Consider the following 17,480-nt stretch of genomic DNA (forward strand, 5'->3'; position numbering starts at 1 on the left):
TTTGTTAAAAAAACCTGTCTACATGAAAAAATACCTGTTTTCTGTCGTAACTAAGATTATTTTGATAGTCATTACAGTACTGTTTTGCGAAAACGTAATAGCTCAAAACTCACAAATGCCGCAATCGAGAAATCCTTTTTGGCAAAAAGTACAATTTGGAGGTGGATTAGGGATAAGTTTTGGAAGTGGTTATACCGATATTTCTATCGCTCCTAGTGCAATTTATAATGTAAATCAGTATTTGGCCACAGGTATAGGTCTTCAGGCTAGTTATGTTTCTTCTAAAGGATATTATGATTCTGGAATTTATGGAGTGAGTTTTCTGACGTATATCAATCCGATTCCACAAATTCAGTTATCAATAAATTTAAATGAATCGTATGTCAATAACCACTATGAATCGTATCACGGTCAAAATGGCTATACAGACAATTTTTGGAATACGGCATTATTCTTGGGTGCGGGTTATAGAACTGGAAATGTAACTGTAGGACTTGCCTATAATGTTTTGTTTGACGAAAATGACAATGTATATGGTGATGCTCTTATGCCTTTTGTGAGAGCATATTTTTGATTTTTGAAGTTGCTAAGAATCTGAGATGCTTAGTTTCTAAGGTAGTTTTATCAAGCTCTTAGTGTCTCAGATTCTTAGTAACTACTTGTATTTATTCCTGAACCAAACTTTCTGCCATTCTCTTTTTAAGATGAGAAAAGCAACATCTTCAGCGAGAATAACTAAATCCGAGCCATCGAGTTTTTTGATTTGGTCTTCCGAAACATCGATGATATAAAGTAAATTCAAATATTCAGCAAATTTGTACTGAATCATTCGATATATTTTTTCGTGCAGTTGGATTTTTAATTCTTCAGGCAAAATGCTCATTGGGAAATCAATTCCTTCATTTGCAAGATTAAAATCTTTGTTCAATTGAAGAATTAGTTGCTGATAAAGCATTTCCTGCTCAGCTTCTTTAAGTAATAAATCGGTATTTATTGGTGCTATAAACATGGAGATTTTTGAATGATGATTTTTGAATTCAGATTTTAGATTTAAATTTAAATAATCGGCTTTTTACAATTAATAACATTAGAAAGAAGGAGTGACAATTTTAGGTTTTAAAATCTGCAATCAAAAATCGGTAATCTTAAATCAAAAATCTAAACCGTTCTTCCCATTAGATTTTCTCCAAAAGTTTTAAGAATGTTCTTTTTTTCTTCTGAAATTGTCATTTTTTCTAAGGTTTCAAAAGCCTTAAAAGTGTATTCTTCAATAGCTTGTTGTGTTGCTTTTGAAGCGCCTGATTCATTGAAAATAACCTTTGCAGTTTCTATTTTATCATCATTATTATCTAATTGTGTAGTAAATAATGTTTGTAATTGAGTCGCTTTTTCTTTAGATGAAAATTCTAAAGCCTTTAGATATAGGTACGTTTTTTTATTTTCGATAATATCACCTCCTACTTGTTTTCCAAAAGTTTCGGGATCTCCAAAAGCATCCAAATAATCATCTTGTAACTGGAAAGCTAGGCCTAAATGAAGCCCAAAATCATAAATCAAATTAGCATTTTCGCTAGAAGTATTTGCGATAATTGCTCCCATTTTCATTGCTGCAGCAACTAAAACGGCAGTTTTGTATTCAATCATTTTTAGATATTCCGGGATAGTAACATCTGTTCGGGTTTCAAAATCCACATCCCATTGTTGTCCTTCGCAAACCTCAATAGCTGTTTTGCTAAATAGTTTTGCTAAGTCTCTAAAGACAATCGGTTCATATTGTTCAAAATATTGGTATGCCAAAATTAGCATGGCGTCACCTGAAAGGATTCCAGTATTGATATTCCATTTTTCATGAACAGTTTGTTGTCCTCTTCTCAAAGGAGCATCATCCATAATGTCATCATGCACTAGCGAAAAATTATGAAAAACTTCCACAGCCATAGCTGCAGGAAGTGCTTTTGTGTATTCTGCTTCAAAAACTTCTGCAGACAATAATGTCAATACAGGTCTTATTCTTTTTCCTCCTAAACTCAAAATATAATCTATAGGTGCGTATAAATTTTTGGGTTCTTTATTGATAGTTTGGCTTTCTAAATAGGTGATAAAAAATTCTTGATACTGATGAATTGCGTGCATAAAATGAGATCTAGTTTACTCTATGGAGATTTTTTCTTAGAATATAAAGCCTCAAAGATACAATTCAAATGTGAATTATTGAATTGTAAATTACTGTAAAAATGGAACTATAATTTTTTCTTATGATATGCATTGAAAAAAAACATTGGAAACTTTATTGGTATTTAAAGTTTCCTTTCTATATTTGCAAAACAAAAGAAACTTTATCGGTGTTCAAAGTTTCCAAAGTACATTTAAAAAAAATCAAAAAACAAAATATCAGGATATACTATTACTAAAAAAATAATTATTATGGAAAATGCATGGGCTATTGATTCTAATGAATCAGACGTTGTAATAAAATCTAGACATTCCTTAATAGGTTACTTGCCAGGTAACACTAACAACCTTAAAGGGCATGTAGCAATACAAAATAATGAAGTAGAGGATGCTTCTATAGAGTTCTCCTTAAATGTAAATAACAAAAAAAATGCTTCTGACGAAAAAAACAAGGAAATGAAACTTACCGATTTATTTGAAGAAAATGAAACTCCTTTGATTCAATTCAAATCAACTTCTTTTCAAAAAATAAATAAAAATATCAATTTCTTAAAAGGTTTTTTGACTATCAAAAACATTACAAAAGTAGTCGAATTTGATACTGAGTTTATCGGATTCAACAATTACAATGGTGTAGAAAAAGCATCTTTTGAAATTACAGGAAGTATTAATCGTAAAGATTTTGGCTTGAATTATAATTTGCTTTCGCAAAATGGATACACCCCAATTGGTAAAGAAATTAAACTTATTGCCAATTTAGAATTTACGCATTAAAAAAAAATAATATTTTCTTATTAAAGAGAATATAAAATAATCTCATTTAATAATTAACTTTAACAGTTTTAGCAGTTTAAGACTTTATGAAGTAAAAGTTGCCGCAAAATGAAAGATAAAATTATAGAAAAAGCAGGCGAAATGTTTTTAAAACTAGGTTTTAAAAGCATTACTATGGATGATATTGCAGGGGAAATGTGTATTTCTAAAAAAACAATTTACAAATATTTTTGCAACAAAGAAATACTGGTTGAAGAGAGTGTGCAATTACTTCATAAAGAAGTACATCAACTTATAGATAACGCAATTTCGAAAAACTACAATGCAATTGAAGAAAATTTTGAAATCAGACGCATGTTTGTCGAATTATTTAAATCTTCTGATACTTCTCCAATATTCCAATTAAAAAAGCATTATCCGGAGATTTATAAAAATACTTTAAAATTTCAAATTGAAGAATGTGAATTTTGTTTTAGACAAAATATTCAAAAAGGGATTGAACAAAAACTATATCGTAATGACTTGAATGTAGAAGCTTATGTCAAATTCTATTACTATTTAATTTTTAATATTAATGAAAATACGGCCTCTGAGAGTGAAGCAAAGCAATTAGAATATGAAGCTTTAGAGTATCATACCAGAGCAATGGCAACAACAGAAGGAATCATCGAACTAGAAAAACAATTAAAAATACATTAATAAATAATCATCATCAATGAAAAAAACAATTCTTATATTTTTGTGTTCAATTGGTATTACGGCCAATGCACAAATTCAAACGCTAACATTAAAAGATGCTATAAATTATGCTCTTGAAAATAAAGCAGATGCCAAAAAATCAAGATTAGAAATTGAAAATAGTGAATACAAAATTCAGGAAATTCGCTCTAGAGCTTTGCCTCAAATTGTAGCTAATGGAAGTTTAACCTATAATCCTATTTTACAAACTAATATTATTGATGGAGCGGCTTTTGGTGCACCTGGAACCTCTATAAAAGCTACTTTTGGTCAAGATTGGACTTCAGGACTTGGTGTTTCATTGAATCAAGCACTTTTTGATTTGTCAGTTTTTACTGGATTGAGAGCTGCAAAATCTACTCGTGAATTTTATCAAATCAATAACCAATTGACCGAAGAACAAGTTATTGAAAGAGTTGCAAATAATTATTATGCAGTATATGTTCAACGCGAAAGATTGGTGTTATTAGACAGTAATTATGTGAATACTGTAAGAGTTCGTGATATTGTAAAAGGACAATTTGACAATGGATTGGCTAAAAAAACCGATTTAGATCGAATTGTAGTAAAAATGTCTAACATTGATACCGAACGCCAACAAGTAAAAAATCAATTAGAATTACAAGAAAACGCATTAAAATTCTATATGGGAATGCCTATTGAGAATAAATTTGTAATTCCAGAAACAATCTACGATATCATACCTGAAACATTTGCAGAAGCTCCAAACACCGCAAACAGGACAGAATTTTTGCTTTTGAAGAAACAAGAAGAATTGTTAGTGTTTCAAAAGAAAGCCATTCAAGCAGAACTTTATCCAACACTTTCTTTGGTAGCAGGGTATAATTATATAGGTCAAGGTCCTGAAATGCCTTGGTTTGCAAAACCTAAAAATGGTGTGTACTGGTCCGATTATTCTGCAGTTGGTTTAAATTTGAGAGTTCCAATTTTTACTGGTTTTGGAACTCGTTCTAGAGTAAGACAAGCTGATGTTGATATTAGATTGGTTCAAGAAGATATAAAAGACACGCAACTTTCTCTTGATTTGGATTATAGAAATGCAAAAGCTCAGATTGAAAACAACTATGTAACCATCACCAATCAAAAAGAAAATATGAGATTGGCTGAAGAGATTCAGAAAAATACTAAAAACAATTACCTTCAAGGTTTAGCATCATTAACTGATTTATTGGATGCGCAAAATGCATCACTTGAAGCGCAAAACAATTACACTCGTGCCATTTTAAATTACAAAATAGCAGAAGTAGCATTAATCAAATCAAAAGGAGAACTAAAAACACTAAATAAATAACTAAAATGAAAAAGATTATTACGACCATAATTATAATTATTGCCGCTTTAGGAGTAATCGGTTATGTTTTAACGAAGAATAAAGCCGAAAACAAAGCCAAAACTGATATTGTTGCCGAAAAAAATGCAGCCATTTCTGTGAAAGTAGCACAAGTGAAAACAGAGAACGTTTCTTTAGACTTTGTGGCTAATGGTAACTTTGCTCCAACTCAAGAATTGAATTTCTCTGCAGAAAAATCAGGAAAAGTAATCAGCGTTTTAGTAGATGAAGGAGATTATGTAAATGTTGGACAAACATTAGTAATTGTTAGAAGCGATGTTGTTAATATAAACGCCAACAATGCTAAAGCAGTATATGAAAATGCTAAATCTGACTACGCTCGATATGAGAATGCTTATGCTACAGGTGGAGTTACTAAACAACAATTAGACCAAGCTAAGTTGCAATTGACTAATGCAAAAGCATCTTTAACACAAGCTAACATCAATGTTGGTGATACTAAAGTTAAAGCGCCAATTAAAGGATTTATCAATAAACGATTCATTGAGCCAGGAACTATACTAGCAGGTATGCCTCCAACACAAATGTTTGAAATCGTTGATGTTTCTAAATTGAAATTGAAAGTTTCAGTAAACGAAAGTCAGGTTGCAGGTTTGAAAATAGGAAATACTGTACCAGTTACTTCTAGTGTGTTCCCTGATAAAGTTGCTACAGGTAAAATTATTTTTATAGCTCCAAAAGCTGACGAAAGTTTAAATTTTCCTGTAGAAATTGAAATTGCAAACAATGCTAGTAATGCAATTAAAGCTGGTATGTATGGAACAGCAACTTTTGGTACTAAACAAAAACAAGAATTAAAAGTAGTTCCTAGAAATGCTTTTGTTGGAAGTGTGAGCAGTAATGAAATTTTTGTGGTAGAAAATGGAATTGCTAGATTGAAAAAAGTAACAGCAGGAAGAATTTTAGGTGATCAAGTTGAAATAATCAGCGGGTTAAATGATGGAGAGAATGTAATTGTTACTGGTCAAATTAACTTGCAAGATGGTAATGCTGTAGAAATTATTAAATAAGTCGAAGTCTTAAAGCCATAAAAAAATAGCTTAAAGCCTAAAGCTTAAAGCCTAAAGCAAAATTAAAATATGAAATTAGCCGAAATATCCATAAAACGTCCTTCGTTAGTTATCGTGCTCTTCACGATACTAACCCTTGGTGGACTCTTCAGTTATAGCCAATTGGGTTATGAATTGATTCCTAAATTCGAACAAAACGTAATTACAATTTCTACTATTTATCCTGGAGCTTCGCCAAGTGAGGTAGAAAATACGGTAACCAAAAAGATTGAAGACGGAATTGCTTCATTAGAAAATATCAAAAAAATTGATTCAAAGTCATACGAAAGTTTATCTATTGTATCGGTTACCTTGACATCAAATGCCAAGATTGATATTTCTATGAATGATGCGCAACGTAAAATCAATGCGCTTGTTAGTGATTTACCAGATGATGCCGAAACTCCGGCATTGACTAAATTCTCGTTGAGTGATTTACCAATTATGACTATTGGTGCCAACGGAAAAATGGATGAAGCTACTTTTTATGATTTGATTGATAAAAAGATTGCGCCAATTTTATCACGTGTGCAAGGTGTGGCTCAGGTAAACATTATTGGTGGACAGGAACGTGAAATTCAGGTAAATCTTGATGCAGTAAAAATGCAAGGTTATGGACTTTCTATTCCGCAAGTACAACAAATTATTTTGACTTCGAATTTGGATTTCCCAACGGGTAACATTCAAACTAGAAATCAAAAAATATTAATTCGTTTAGCGGGTAAATATAAAAATGTAGACGAATTAAGAAACTTAGTTGTGTCTTCAAAAAATGGAATTGAAGTACGTTTAAATGATATTGCAGATGTACAAGATGCACAAAAAATTGCTGAAAAAATCTCAAGAGTAGATCAAAAAAGTGCAATTATTTTACAAGTAATCAAACAATCTGATGCGAATGCCGTTGCGGTAAGTGCAGATTTAAAAACAACAATTGCAAAACTTGAAAAAGATTATAAAACTAATCAATTAGCTTTGAGAATTGCTAAGGATAGTACTGATTACACATTAGAAGCGGCTGATTCAGTATTACACGATTTATTAATCGCCGTAGTTTTGGTAGCCTTTGTAATGTTGTTTTTCTTGCACAGTATTCGTAACTCATTAATTGTAATGGTTTCGATTCCTGCTTCGTTGATTGCTACTTTTATCGGAATTTACCTTTTAGGATATACTTTAAACTTAATGAGTTTATTGGGACTTTCTCTTGTAGTTGGTATTTTGGTCGATGATGCCATTGTGGTATTGGAAAATATTTACAGGCACATGGAAATGGGAAAAAGCCGTATCCGTGCTTCTTATGATGGTACTGCCGAAATTGGAGGAACAGTAACATCGATTACATTAGTAATTGTGGTGGTATTTTTACCTATTGCAATGAGTTCTGGATTGGTGTCAAATATTATTACACAATTTTGTGTTACCGTAATTATATCTACCTTATTGTCATTATTGGCTTCGTTTACAATTATTCCTTGGTTGTCTTCTCGTTTTGGAAAATTGGAACATATCGAAGGAAAAAATGTATTTGGAAGAATCATTTTAGGTTTCGAAAGTCTTTTAACTCGTTTTACTAACTGGGTTTCTAACTTGTTAAACTGGTGTTTAGATCATTATATTAAAACGATTATAGTAGTTTTAGTTTTGTTTTGGGGAACCATATTCAGTTTATTTGGTGGTGGTTTCATTGGAGGAGAATTCTTTGCCTCTTCTGATAGTGGGGAGTTCTTAGTTCAAATCGAATTACCAAAAGACGCTTCATTAGAACAATCTAACTTTATGACTCAAAAAGCAGAAGCCTTTTTGAAAAATGAAAAATATGTAGAGAGTCAAATTACTACAGTTGGTCAAACTTCAGAAGGTATGGGGGGGTCACAAGCTACTGCATATAAAGCGGAGATTGATGTAAAAATGATTGATCAATCAGAACGTTCAGATGATGCTTCTGTATATGCTGCAAAAATCAAACGTAAATTGGAAAAAGTTTTAGTAGGAGCTAAAGTAAAAACTGTTCCTGTGGGTATTTTGGGTACTGCCGAAAATGCAAAATTGGGATTAATTGTAACTGGTCCTTCTACTCAAGAAGCGATGGCTTTTGCTAAATTAGCTGAAGCTGAATTACGCAGCATCCCTGGTACAACTGAGATTAAATTAACAGTTGAAGACGGAAATCCAGAAATCAACGTACAAGTTGACCGTGATAAAATGGCTGCTTTAGGGCTAACGCTACAAACGGTAGGTATGACGATGCAAACAGCTTATAGCGGTAACACAGATGGGAAGTTTAGAGCTGGTGAATACGAGTACGACATCAATATTAAATACAATGCTTTTGATAGAAAAAACATTACCGATGTGAGTAATTTGATTTTCATCAACAATGCAGGACAACAAATTAAATTGTCTCAATTTGCAGCTATTACTGAAGGTTCAGGTCCTAGTCAATTGGAGCGTCGTGATAAATCGGCTTCGGTAACAGTACAAGGTCAAAATGTTGGGGTTCCAACTGGAACAATTGTAACGCAATGGCAAGCCAAGTTAGACAAGCTTAAAAAACCAGTTGGTGTAAACTATATTTGGGGAGGTGATCAAGAAAATCAAAGCGAAGGTTTTGGTACTTTAGGGATCGCTTTATTAGCAGCTATTATTTTAGTTTACCTTGTAATGGTTGGACTTTATGATAGTTTTGTTCACCCGTTTGTGGTATTATTTGCTATTCCGCTTTCGTTTATTGGAGCGTTATTAGCTTTGGCTTTGACTAATAATACGTTGAATATATTTACCATTTTGGGTATTATTATGTTGATTGGTCTGGTGTGTAAGAATGCGATTATGTTGGTGGATTATACCAATCAGCGAAGAGCCGCAGGAGAATCTATCAGAAATGCTTTGATTCAAGCGAATCACGCTCGTTTGCGTCCGATCTTGATGACTACCATTGCGATGGTTTTTGGTATGTTCCCAATTGCATTGGCATCTGGAGCTGGAGCTGAATGGAAAAATGGTTTGGCTTGGGTAATTATTGGTGGATTGATTTCGTCATTATTCTTAACCTTAATCATAGTTCCTGTGATCTATGATATAATGGAAAAAATTATTCGTAAATTCTCTAAAGGAGAAAAAATAGATTATGAAGCCGAAATGGTGGCTGATTATGTTCATGCAGAATTAAGTGAAGATGGTTTCAATCCGAAACACACACATTAATACTTTTTTCTAAAAATTTAAAAAAGGACTTTCAATTTTTGAAAGTCCTTTTTTTATGCTTTATAATCTGAGTTTATCATAATTGTAGATGACGGTAAAATCCTTACCAGTCCTTTTTTTGGTAAAGCTCTGTTTTTAGAGTATTTTTGCACTATTAAATCTGACACTTGGAAACAAAAACAATCCTTACCGATACCCATACTCATTTATATTCAGAAGAATTTGATTTGGATAGAAATCAAATGATGCAGCGCGCCATTGATAATGGTGTTTCTCGTTTTTTTATTCCTGCCATTGATTCTAATTGTACCGAAAGTATGTATGATTTGGAACGCAATTATCCTGATAACGTATTTTTAATGATGGGTTTGCATCCTACTTATGTGAAGGATAATTATTTGGATGAATTGCAACATGTAGAAAGTGAGTTGTCTAAGAGGAAATTTGTAGCTATTGGTGAAATTGGTATCGATTTGTACTGGGATAAAACACATTTGGTCGAACAGCAAATTGCTTTTAGAAAACAAATTCAATTAGCCAAACAGTATAGACTTCCTATAGTGATTCACTGTCGTGACGCTTTCGATGAAATATTTGAAATTTTAGAAGAAGAGAAATCACCCGAATTATTTGGAATTTTTCATTGTTTTTCTGGAACCTATGAACAGGCTTTGCAGGCAATATCTTTCAATATGAAATTAGGAATAGGAGGAGTGGTTACTTTTAAAAACGGTAAGATCGATCAGTTTCTAAATAAAATTGATTTGAAACATATTGTACTAGAAACAGATTCTCCTTATTTGGCTCCGATTCCATATCGGGGTAAACGCAATGAAAGCAGCTATTTGATAAATATTGCCGATAAATTGGCGCAAATATATGCTGTTTCTGCTAATGAAATTGCAACTATAACAACGAACAATTCTGTAGAAATATTCGGTATTTAATTTCGAATTTCTGTAATTTTAATATTTTTTTTGTTCTTTTGTCGAACTAAATTGAAAACCAAAATGAATAAATTTGATGCGATCCGCTCTTTTTATGATTCCGAAATAAACGAAGGGATAATAAAAGTAATTGATCATCCGATGATGAAAGCCTTGATGAACTTTTGTTTTCCAGGCGTAGATGATGAAATTTGGAAAGAGCAACTTCGAAAAACACACTCTATTCGTGATTTTCAATGTAACTTTATTTATCATGGAGTGCAGCAGGTTTTGGAGAAAAGTTCAGAGGGTTTAACGACTTCTGGTTTTGAAAAGTTAGAAAAAAACACTGCTTATCTATTTATCTCAAATCATAGAGATATTGTTTTAGACACTTCACTGTTGAATGCTTGTTTGTTTGAGCATGGTTTGGATATGACTTCATCAGCTATTGGTGATAATTTGGTTAAAAAATCATTTTTGAAAACGCTATCCAAATTAAATCGGAATTTCATGGTGCAACGTGGATTATCACCAAGAGAATTATTGGTGAGTTCCAAATTGTTATCCGAATATATGGCTCAGTTGCTGTTGCATGAAAATCGTTCCGTTTGGATTGCACAACGTGAAGGAAGAACCAAAGACGGTAATGATGAAACGAATCCAGGGGTTTTAAAAATGATTGCTATGGGTTCTGATGAGCCTAATATAATGGATTATTTTAAAAAGATAAAAATCGTACCTGTTTCTATTTCTTATGAATATGATCCTACTGATGCTTTAAAAATGCCTCAATTATTGGCAGAAGCAAACAATGAGATTTATATCAAGGAAAAGAATGAAGATTTTATGACTTTATTAAGTGGTATCATTGGACAAAAGAAAAGAATACACATTCATATAGGTGACATACTTGATACTGAAATTGATGAAATTGTCAAGAATGTAGATGCTTCGAATAAGCAAGTACAAGCTTTGGCGCAAGCAATAGATGACTCTATTTTGAGTAACTATAAGTTGTGGACGACCAATTTTATTGCGTATGATATTTTAAATAATTCTACTTCTTTTGCACATCTATACACTGAAAACGAAAAATTACTTTTTGAGAGAAGATTAGAGTTGCGAATCGATCACGAACATCCAATTGCTAAACAAGGATTTTTGGATATGTATGCAAATCCAGTGGTCAATAAATTAAAATATGTTGATGCACTCTCACTCTAAACCAAGAATTCTTTTGATTTATACCGGTGGAACAATCGGTATGAGTAAGGATTTTGAAACTGGGGCACTAAAAGCGTTTAATTTTAGTAAGCTCCTTCAGAATATTCCAGAATTAAAATTATTGGATTGTGAGATAGACACTTTTTCTTTTGAAAATCCAATAGATTCCTCCAATATGAATCCCGAACATTGGGTCGAAATTGCTCGTATTATCGAACGTAATTATGAGAATTTTGATGGATTTGTAGTGTTGCATGGATCGGATACGATGTCGTATTCGGCTTCTGCATTGAGTTTCATGTTCGAAAATCTTTCTAAACCAATCATTTTTACTGGATCTCAATTGCCTATTGGGGATTTGAGAACCGATGCCAAAGAAAATTTAATTACTGCCATTCAAATTGCTTCTTTGCAGGAAAATGGAAAGCCACTTATTAAAGAAGTTTGTCTTTATTTTGAATATAAATTATATCGAGGCAATAGAACAACCAAGATAAATGCAGAACATTTTAGGGCTTTTATTTCTCCTAATTATTCGTTTTTGGTAGAATCAGGAGTACATTTAAAAATAAATTATGACTTGTTTTTACCTTCAAATGAAGAGAATTCTTTGAAAGTTCATACTCATTTGAATAACAATGTCGCTATTATCAAAATGTTTCCGGGAATAAACGAAAAGGTATTAACTGCCATTTTAAATATTGAGGGATTAAAAGGAGTAGTTCTTGAAACATATGGTGCAGGAAATGCTCCAACAGAAGAATGGTTTTTAAAGCTTTTGGAAAAGGCTATTGCCAAAGGTTTGCATATTGTTAATGTGACTCAATGTTCTGTTGGAAGTGTGAGTATGGGGCATTATGAAACAAGTACCACAATGAAAGAACTAGGAATCATTTCGGGTAAAGACATTACTACAGAAGCTGCCATTACCAAATTAATGTTTTTATTAGGGCAAAATATACCGCAAGAAGACTTCAAAAATACTTTCGAAACTTCTCTGAGAGGTGAAATTTCTCTTTAAATTTTTTAATACAAATTAATTTTTATAGCGAACGGGACAGGTTTCAAGCTCTTCTGTTGTTTGCTGTTTTTTGTAATATAGATAAATAATTACAGAAATTAAACCTATTATCCCCTGAATAGCCACTGTAGTTCTTACTCCCACAGAGTGAGAAATATAGCTAGTAATTAAACTTCCAACAGGAATCATACCTTGATACGCCATCATATAATAACTAATGCTTCGGGAGCGCATGTGTGAGGTACTTTTGGTTTGAACATAAATGTTTATCGAAGATGTTTGTCCCATCATTCCAATTCCACTTAAAACCATACAAATTAGGGTTAAAATTAGGTTGTTTGATAGAGCTAGAACTAAAATACTTGCACCAAGTAAAATACTCGCTCCAATCATTATGTTGTCAATATTTGATCCTGATTTTAAATTAGCTAAATAAATGGCAGAAATTATGGATCCAATTCCAGCTGCACTTTCAAACCAACTAAAAGTTTGGGCATTTCCGTTAAAAATATCTTTGGCAAAAACTGGCATTAATGTATTAAATGAAATGACAAACAAACTGCTACAAGTTAGCATTAACAGCATTTTTGCCATTTGATTTTCTTTTTTAACGTAATCCAGACCTTCAATAAAATCGTCTAGCATTCTAAGTTTATCGGTAGTTTTAGTGTAAGGTTTAATTTTCATTAAAGCCAAGGAAGTTAACACTGGAATATAACTCAGAAAGTTTCCTATAAAACAAATGTCATCCCCGTATTGATGTAAAATAATACCTGCTAGAGCTGGTCCTGCAATTCGGGCAAAATTTGTTAAAGTAGAATTTAGTGCAACGGCATTAGGTAAATCTTCTTTATTATCGACTATATCGACCATCATGGTTTGTCGGCAAGTCATATCAAAAGCATTGATGATTCCTTGTATTAAACTCAAAATCAATATAAAAGTAATGTTATAAATTTTTAAATAAATCAACAAAGCTAAAGCACCTGCTTGTAACATAGCTAATGATTGTAGTACAATCATGCTACGATGTCTGTTGTAACGACCGATAATACTTCCAGCTAAAGGTGCCAAAAATAATGAAGGTATCATGCTTAAAAAAGTCGCTAATCCTAATAAAAATACCGAATTAGTTATACTGTAAACCATCCAGCTAACGGCAGTTTTTTGCAACCAAGTACCAATTACAGATACGGATTGTCCGTAGAAGAAGAGTTTGAAATTTCTTGATTTTAACGCTTTAAACATAATTCTAAATCTTTTTTACAAAGGTCGGGATTATGATTTCATTAGAAAAATTAATAATTTTACTGATAATGAGTAATTAAACTTATCGATATGGAGATTTATCAATTGCAATATTTTATCAAAACGGCTGAAGTTCTTCATTTTACAAAAGCTGCCGAATTGTCTTTCGTAACCCAATCCGGATTATCACAACAGATAAAAAAACTGGAAGAAGAACTTGGAATGCCTTTGTTTATAAGGATTGGTAAAAAAGTTCAGCTAACTGAAGCGGGCGCTGTTTTTTTAATTCACGCCAAACAAATTATAGAGAATGTAGAAAATGGAAAGCAGGCCATCGAGGATTTAAACCAAATGATTGGCGGCGAATTGCGAATAGGAGTTACATATATTTTTGGACTTTTAGTTTTGCCGGTGGTCAATTCGTTTGCCAAAACGTATCCAAATCTAAAAATTGTGGTCGAATACGGCACTACAGAACCTTTGGAGCAAAAATTATTAAACAACGAATTAGATTTGGTTTTAGTAATTTCCTCTAATGAAATAAAGCTTCCTTTTGAGAAAATTCCATTATTTACTTCCAAGTTGGTGATGGCGGTTTCAAAAAAACATCCATTAGCTGATTTGGATAAAATTCCATTTAAAAAAATAGAAGATGTTCCGCTTATTTTGCCTGTACGTGGATTTAATTCGAGAGAATTTTTAGATGAATTGTTTTTAAAGAACAACATGAAACCTAAAGTTTCGATAGAATTAAATGCAGTTCACGCTTTATTACGTTTGGTAGCTGATAGTGATTGGGCTACAATTGTTACCGAAAAGGCTTTGAAAGATTGGGATAACTTAAAGGCGATTCAGATTACCGGCGTAAAAACACAACGAGATTCGTTTATATTAACCATTCAGGGGGCTTATCAAAAGAAAGCCGTAAAACTATTTATAGAAGAATTCAGAAAAAGCATTTAAAAAGCATAAATTGTTTTTCTAACTCGTTTTTTTTTGTGTTATTTGCAAACCAAAATAGAAAGGTGTCCGAGTGGTTGAAGGAGCTAGCCTGGAAAGCTAGTATATGGGTAACTGTATCGAGGGTTCGAATCCCTTCCTTTCTGCTAATTTAAATGTCAAAAGGGTTCAAAACCTCGAAAATCATAGTGTTTTCGAGGTTTTTTGTTTTTATGGCTTTCGAAGTATTTGTTCTTAACGGGATGACCGAAATTCTCATCAATCATTAAGAACAGTTTGTCGAAAACGACTCAGTAACGCACGTCACCATCAATTTATCAGCTTCGAAATTGGAAAATAGTTGGGAAAAATGTAGAATATAAAATAAGCATCCCAGCAAATACCACTGCAAAATTTATAGTTCCTATAACTATGAATGGTCTTCCTAAAGTAGAAAATGGTATAAAATCGGTTTCGAAAAACGCCGACAAAACGATTATAGAGTTGGGTTCAGGGGAATATTCTTTTAATTTAAAAATTGGTATTTAAGTTATACATTGCCAAAAAATAGAGTAGTTGTATTTAAAAAAGTAAGGTAAATGAAAATTAGAATTAAGATTTTTTTCAGCTTATTCCTGTTAGGAAGTTTTTATAATGTGCAAGCCATAGAGTTACCAAAAGTGATTAGTGACAATATGATATTACAGAGAGATAAAGCTGTGATTATTTGGGGAAAGGCAAAGCCTTATGAAAATATTACTGTAAAATTCAAAAAGCAAAGCAAGAAAACAAAGGCAGATGCTCAGGGTAAATGGCAGCTGGCACTTGATCCTCTCGCAGCTTCAGATATTCCTTCATTAATGGAAATCAACGGAGGGGAAGAAAGCATCACTCTTAAAAATATATTGATAGGCGATGTGTGGATTTGTTCGGGTCAATCGAACATGGAATATCCACTAGATAGAAGTCTGAATAAGTATACTGCACCTGAAAAAGGTGTTGACGCGGCTACGGAAGAACTTGCTGAACTAAAATCTAAATCTAACAAGATTCGATACATTTTTGCAGAGAAACAACGCACTAATGGAGATTTAAAGTCAGTTGGTTGGGTAACATCAGCCAATGATTCCATCTTGAGAAAGCTAAGTGCTCTAGGCTATTTTTTTGCCAAAGAGATTCACGCTGAACTAAATGTGCCAATCGGAATAATTTCTACTTCCTGGGGTGGTACCCGTATTGAAGAATGGACTCCCAAAACTGCTTACTTAAATTCAAAAGTATTTAAAGACAGTATTTTGGAAAAAGACAGTTTTAAAATTGACGGAATGGTTCCCGGACAAAAGTTTGAAAGCATGTTTTTACCTATCGTTCCTTTTGCCGTAAAAGGAATGCTTTGGTATCAAGGAGAGTCAAATTGCATGATTGAAGATCAACAAACTTATCCTGAAAAGATGAAATTGTTGGTTGAAACCTACCGGTCACTGTTGAAAAACCCAGCTATGCCATTTTATTATGTGCAAATTGCACCATATGCTTATTCGAAAAGAACAAAAGACAAAGTAAAACATACTGAAGAACAGCTTGCACTCTTTCGTGAAGCTCAAACCAAATGTCTGTCTTCAATTGATAATTCAGGCATGATTGTAATTAGCGATTTAGTGGATAATGTCTCGAATATTCATCCGTCTTATAAATGGGAAGTTGCTCATAGATTAGCTCTGGTAGCATTGAATAAAACATATGGCAAAAAAGTAGTTTGTTCGGGCCCCACTTATAAATCGTTTAAAGTAGATAAAAACAAAATAATACTTTCTTTTGATAATATAGCAGGTGGTTTAAAAAGCAATGACGGACAACCGCTTAACTGGTTTACTATTGCTGGAGCAGATGGGAATTTCGTTGTGGCAAAAGCTGAAATAGAAGGTGAGAAAATAGTGGTTCGGTCTGATGAAGTTAAAAATCCGGTGGCGGTGAGATTTGCATGGAATGAGTCGGCAATTCCTAATCTATGTAACCAAGCTGGTTTACCTGCTGTGCCATTCAGAACGAATAATTAATACAATTGCCAAAGTATTATTAACACAATCCAAGCATTTGTTCAGTATCGTGCATGCACTTTTCGAGTACTACCAAAAATTTTGGCAGACAAAATACTCATTTTGGAAATTTTGGAGCCAATGCAGTGTATTCTGTTTTTCAAAAACAATAGATATTTGACTCAATTAATTTAGAATATTCAAAATATTTCAATAGAATAATTATTTTTAAAAACTTGTTTTACAATATGATAATGCATGGTGTCTTATTTTGATATGAAATGGCAGTAATTGATATTCAAAAATTAGATGCTTAAATTAATTTTGGCATTCTGAACTATAAACGATTAAAATATTTTAAATCAATTAAAAATAAAAACAAATGAAAAGACTATTTATTGTAGCCTTATTGGCTTTAGGATTGAACGGGTTTGCACAGGAAGCATCAGCATGGTCAACCAAAAAATTGGAAAAAATGACAACTGAATTAACGTTGACAGCAGAGCAACAAAAATTAATACTACCTTTATTGGAAGAACAAAAAGTATTGTATGATGATATTAAGGAAAATCCAGATAACAAAGATGCTGACAAAGCAAAAATTAGAGAAGTTGGAAATAAAATGCAGGCTATTTTAACACCTGAACAAAAAGAAACTCAAAAAGCACTTAAAGCAGCAGCAAAATAAAAAGGTCGATTTATTTAAGTCCCGTTATTTTTGACGGGATTTTTATTGTTTTTTATAAAAAAATATTGCAAAAACAACGTAAA

The 17,480-nt window shown here is 32.5% G+C and carries 15 protein-coding genes and 1 tRNA gene; 13 read left to right on the plus strand and 3 right to left on the minus strand.

Annotated features, from left to right (window positions below; genetic code table 11):
* The first annotated feature begins 22 nt into the window (after positions 1-22).
* Positions 23-574: a hypothetical protein gene (locus tag ACUN3A_RS10515; RefSeq protein ID WP_445551248.1), complete on the plus strand. Its 552-nt coding sequence runs from the start codon at positions 23-25 to the stop codon at positions 572-574.
* Positions 575-655: 81 nt separating this feature from the next.
* On the opposite strand, the gene ACUN3A_RS10520 is transcribed toward ACUN3A_RS10515, so the two are convergent.
* Together ACUN3A_RS10520 and ACUN3A_RS10525 are read right to left on the minus strand one after the other, a co-directional pair.
* Positions 656-1,009, minus strand: a complete 354-nt coding sequence (locus ACUN3A_RS10520; RefSeq protein WP_445551249.1) for a hypothetical protein — start codon at positions 1,007-1,009, stop codon at positions 656-658.
* A gap of 149 nt (positions 1,010-1,158) precedes the next feature.
* Positions 1,159-2,133, minus strand: a complete 975-nt coding sequence (locus ACUN3A_RS10525; protein ID WP_445551250.1) for a polyprenyl synthetase family protein — start codon at positions 2,131-2,133, stop codon at positions 1,159-1,161.
* Positions 2,134-2,424: 291 nt separating this feature from the next.
* Here ACUN3A_RS10525 and ACUN3A_RS10530 point away from each other — a divergent pair, with 291 nt between their 5' ends.
* The 8 genes from ACUN3A_RS10530 to ACUN3A_RS10565 all read left to right on the plus strand — a co-directional run bounded on the left by ACUN3A_RS10530 (position 2,425) and on the right by ACUN3A_RS10565 (position 12,486).
* Complete coding sequence (locus ACUN3A_RS10530; protein ID WP_445551251.1) at positions 2,425-2,946, plus strand: YceI family protein; 522 nt, start codon at positions 2,425-2,427, stop codon at positions 2,944-2,946.
* A gap of 108 nt (positions 2,947-3,054) precedes the next feature.
* Positions 3,055-3,645 (plus strand): TetR/AcrR family transcriptional regulator, encoded by a 591-nt coding sequence (locus ACUN3A_RS10535; RefSeq protein ID WP_445551252.1) that lies wholly within the window; start codon positions 3,055-3,057, stop codon positions 3,643-3,645.
* A 16-nt stretch (positions 3,646-3,661) separates the two neighbouring features.
* Positions 3,662-4,996 (plus strand): TolC family protein, encoded by a 1,335-nt coding sequence (locus tag ACUN3A_RS10540; protein ID WP_445551253.1) that lies wholly within the window; start codon positions 3,662-3,664, stop codon positions 4,994-4,996.
* A 5-nt stretch (positions 4,997-5,001) separates the two neighbouring features.
* Positions 5,002-6,066: an efflux RND transporter periplasmic adaptor subunit gene (locus ACUN3A_RS10545; protein WP_445551254.1), complete on the plus strand. Its 1,065-nt coding sequence runs from the start codon at positions 5,002-5,004 to the stop codon at positions 6,064-6,066.
* 69 nt (positions 6,067-6,135) lie between these two features.
* Complete coding sequence (locus ACUN3A_RS10550) at positions 6,136-9,312, plus strand: efflux RND transporter permease subunit (protein ID WP_445551255.1); 3,177 nt, start codon at positions 6,136-6,138, stop codon at positions 9,310-9,312.
* Positions 9,313-9,479: 167 nt separating this feature from the next.
* Entirely contained in the window at positions 9,480-10,259 is a 780-nt protein-coding gene (locus ACUN3A_RS10555) for a TatD family hydrolase (RefSeq protein WP_445551256.1), read from the plus strand.
* 63 nt (positions 10,260-10,322) lie between these two features.
* Positions 10,323-11,465, plus strand: coding sequence for a 1-acyl-sn-glycerol-3-phosphate acyltransferase (locus ACUN3A_RS10560; RefSeq protein WP_445551257.1), 1,143 nt, complete (start codon positions 10,323-10,325; stop codon positions 11,463-11,465).
* Positions 11,449-12,486, plus strand: a complete 1,038-nt coding sequence (locus ACUN3A_RS10565) for an asparaginase (RefSeq protein WP_445551258.1) — start codon at positions 11,449-11,451, stop codon at positions 12,484-12,486. Before ACUN3A_RS10560 ends, ACUN3A_RS10565 begins: the two co-directional genes overlap by 17 nt.
* A 15-nt stretch (positions 12,487-12,501) precedes the next feature.
* Here the strand turns inward: ACUN3A_RS10565 and ACUN3A_RS10570 are convergent, their stop codons facing one another.
* On the minus strand, positions 12,502-13,734 hold the full coding sequence (locus ACUN3A_RS10570; RefSeq protein ID WP_445551259.1) for an MFS transporter: 1,233 nt from the start codon (positions 13,732-13,734) through the stop codon (positions 12,502-12,504).
* 90 nt (positions 13,735-13,824) lie between these two features.
* Here ACUN3A_RS10570 and ACUN3A_RS10575 point away from each other — a divergent pair, with 90 nt between their 5' ends.
* From ACUN3A_RS10575 to ACUN3A_RS10590, 4 genes are all read left to right on the plus strand, one after another.
* Positions 13,825-14,697, plus strand: a complete 873-nt coding sequence (locus ACUN3A_RS10575) for a LysR substrate-binding domain-containing protein (RefSeq protein WP_445551260.1) — start codon at positions 13,825-13,827, stop codon at positions 14,695-14,697.
* A gap of 56 nt (positions 14,698-14,753) precedes the next feature.
* Positions 14,754-14,840 (plus strand) — tRNA-Ser (locus ACUN3A_RS10580).
* Between the two features lie 432 nt (positions 14,841-15,272).
* Positions 15,273-16,730 carry a sialate O-acetylesterase gene (locus ACUN3A_RS10585; RefSeq protein ID WP_445551261.1) on the plus strand — a complete coding sequence of 486 codons (1,458 nt, stop codon included), beginning with the start codon at positions 15,273-15,275 and terminating at the stop codon, positions 16,728-16,730.
* A gap of 361 nt (positions 16,731-17,091) precedes the next feature.
* Positions 17,092-17,397: a hypothetical protein gene (locus ACUN3A_RS10590; RefSeq protein ID WP_445551262.1), complete on the plus strand. Its 306-nt coding sequence runs from the start codon at positions 17,092-17,094 to the stop codon at positions 17,395-17,397.
* Positions 17,398-17,480 lie beyond the last annotated feature (83 nt).

The organism is Flavobacterium sp. WC2509, assembly GCF_052683105.1.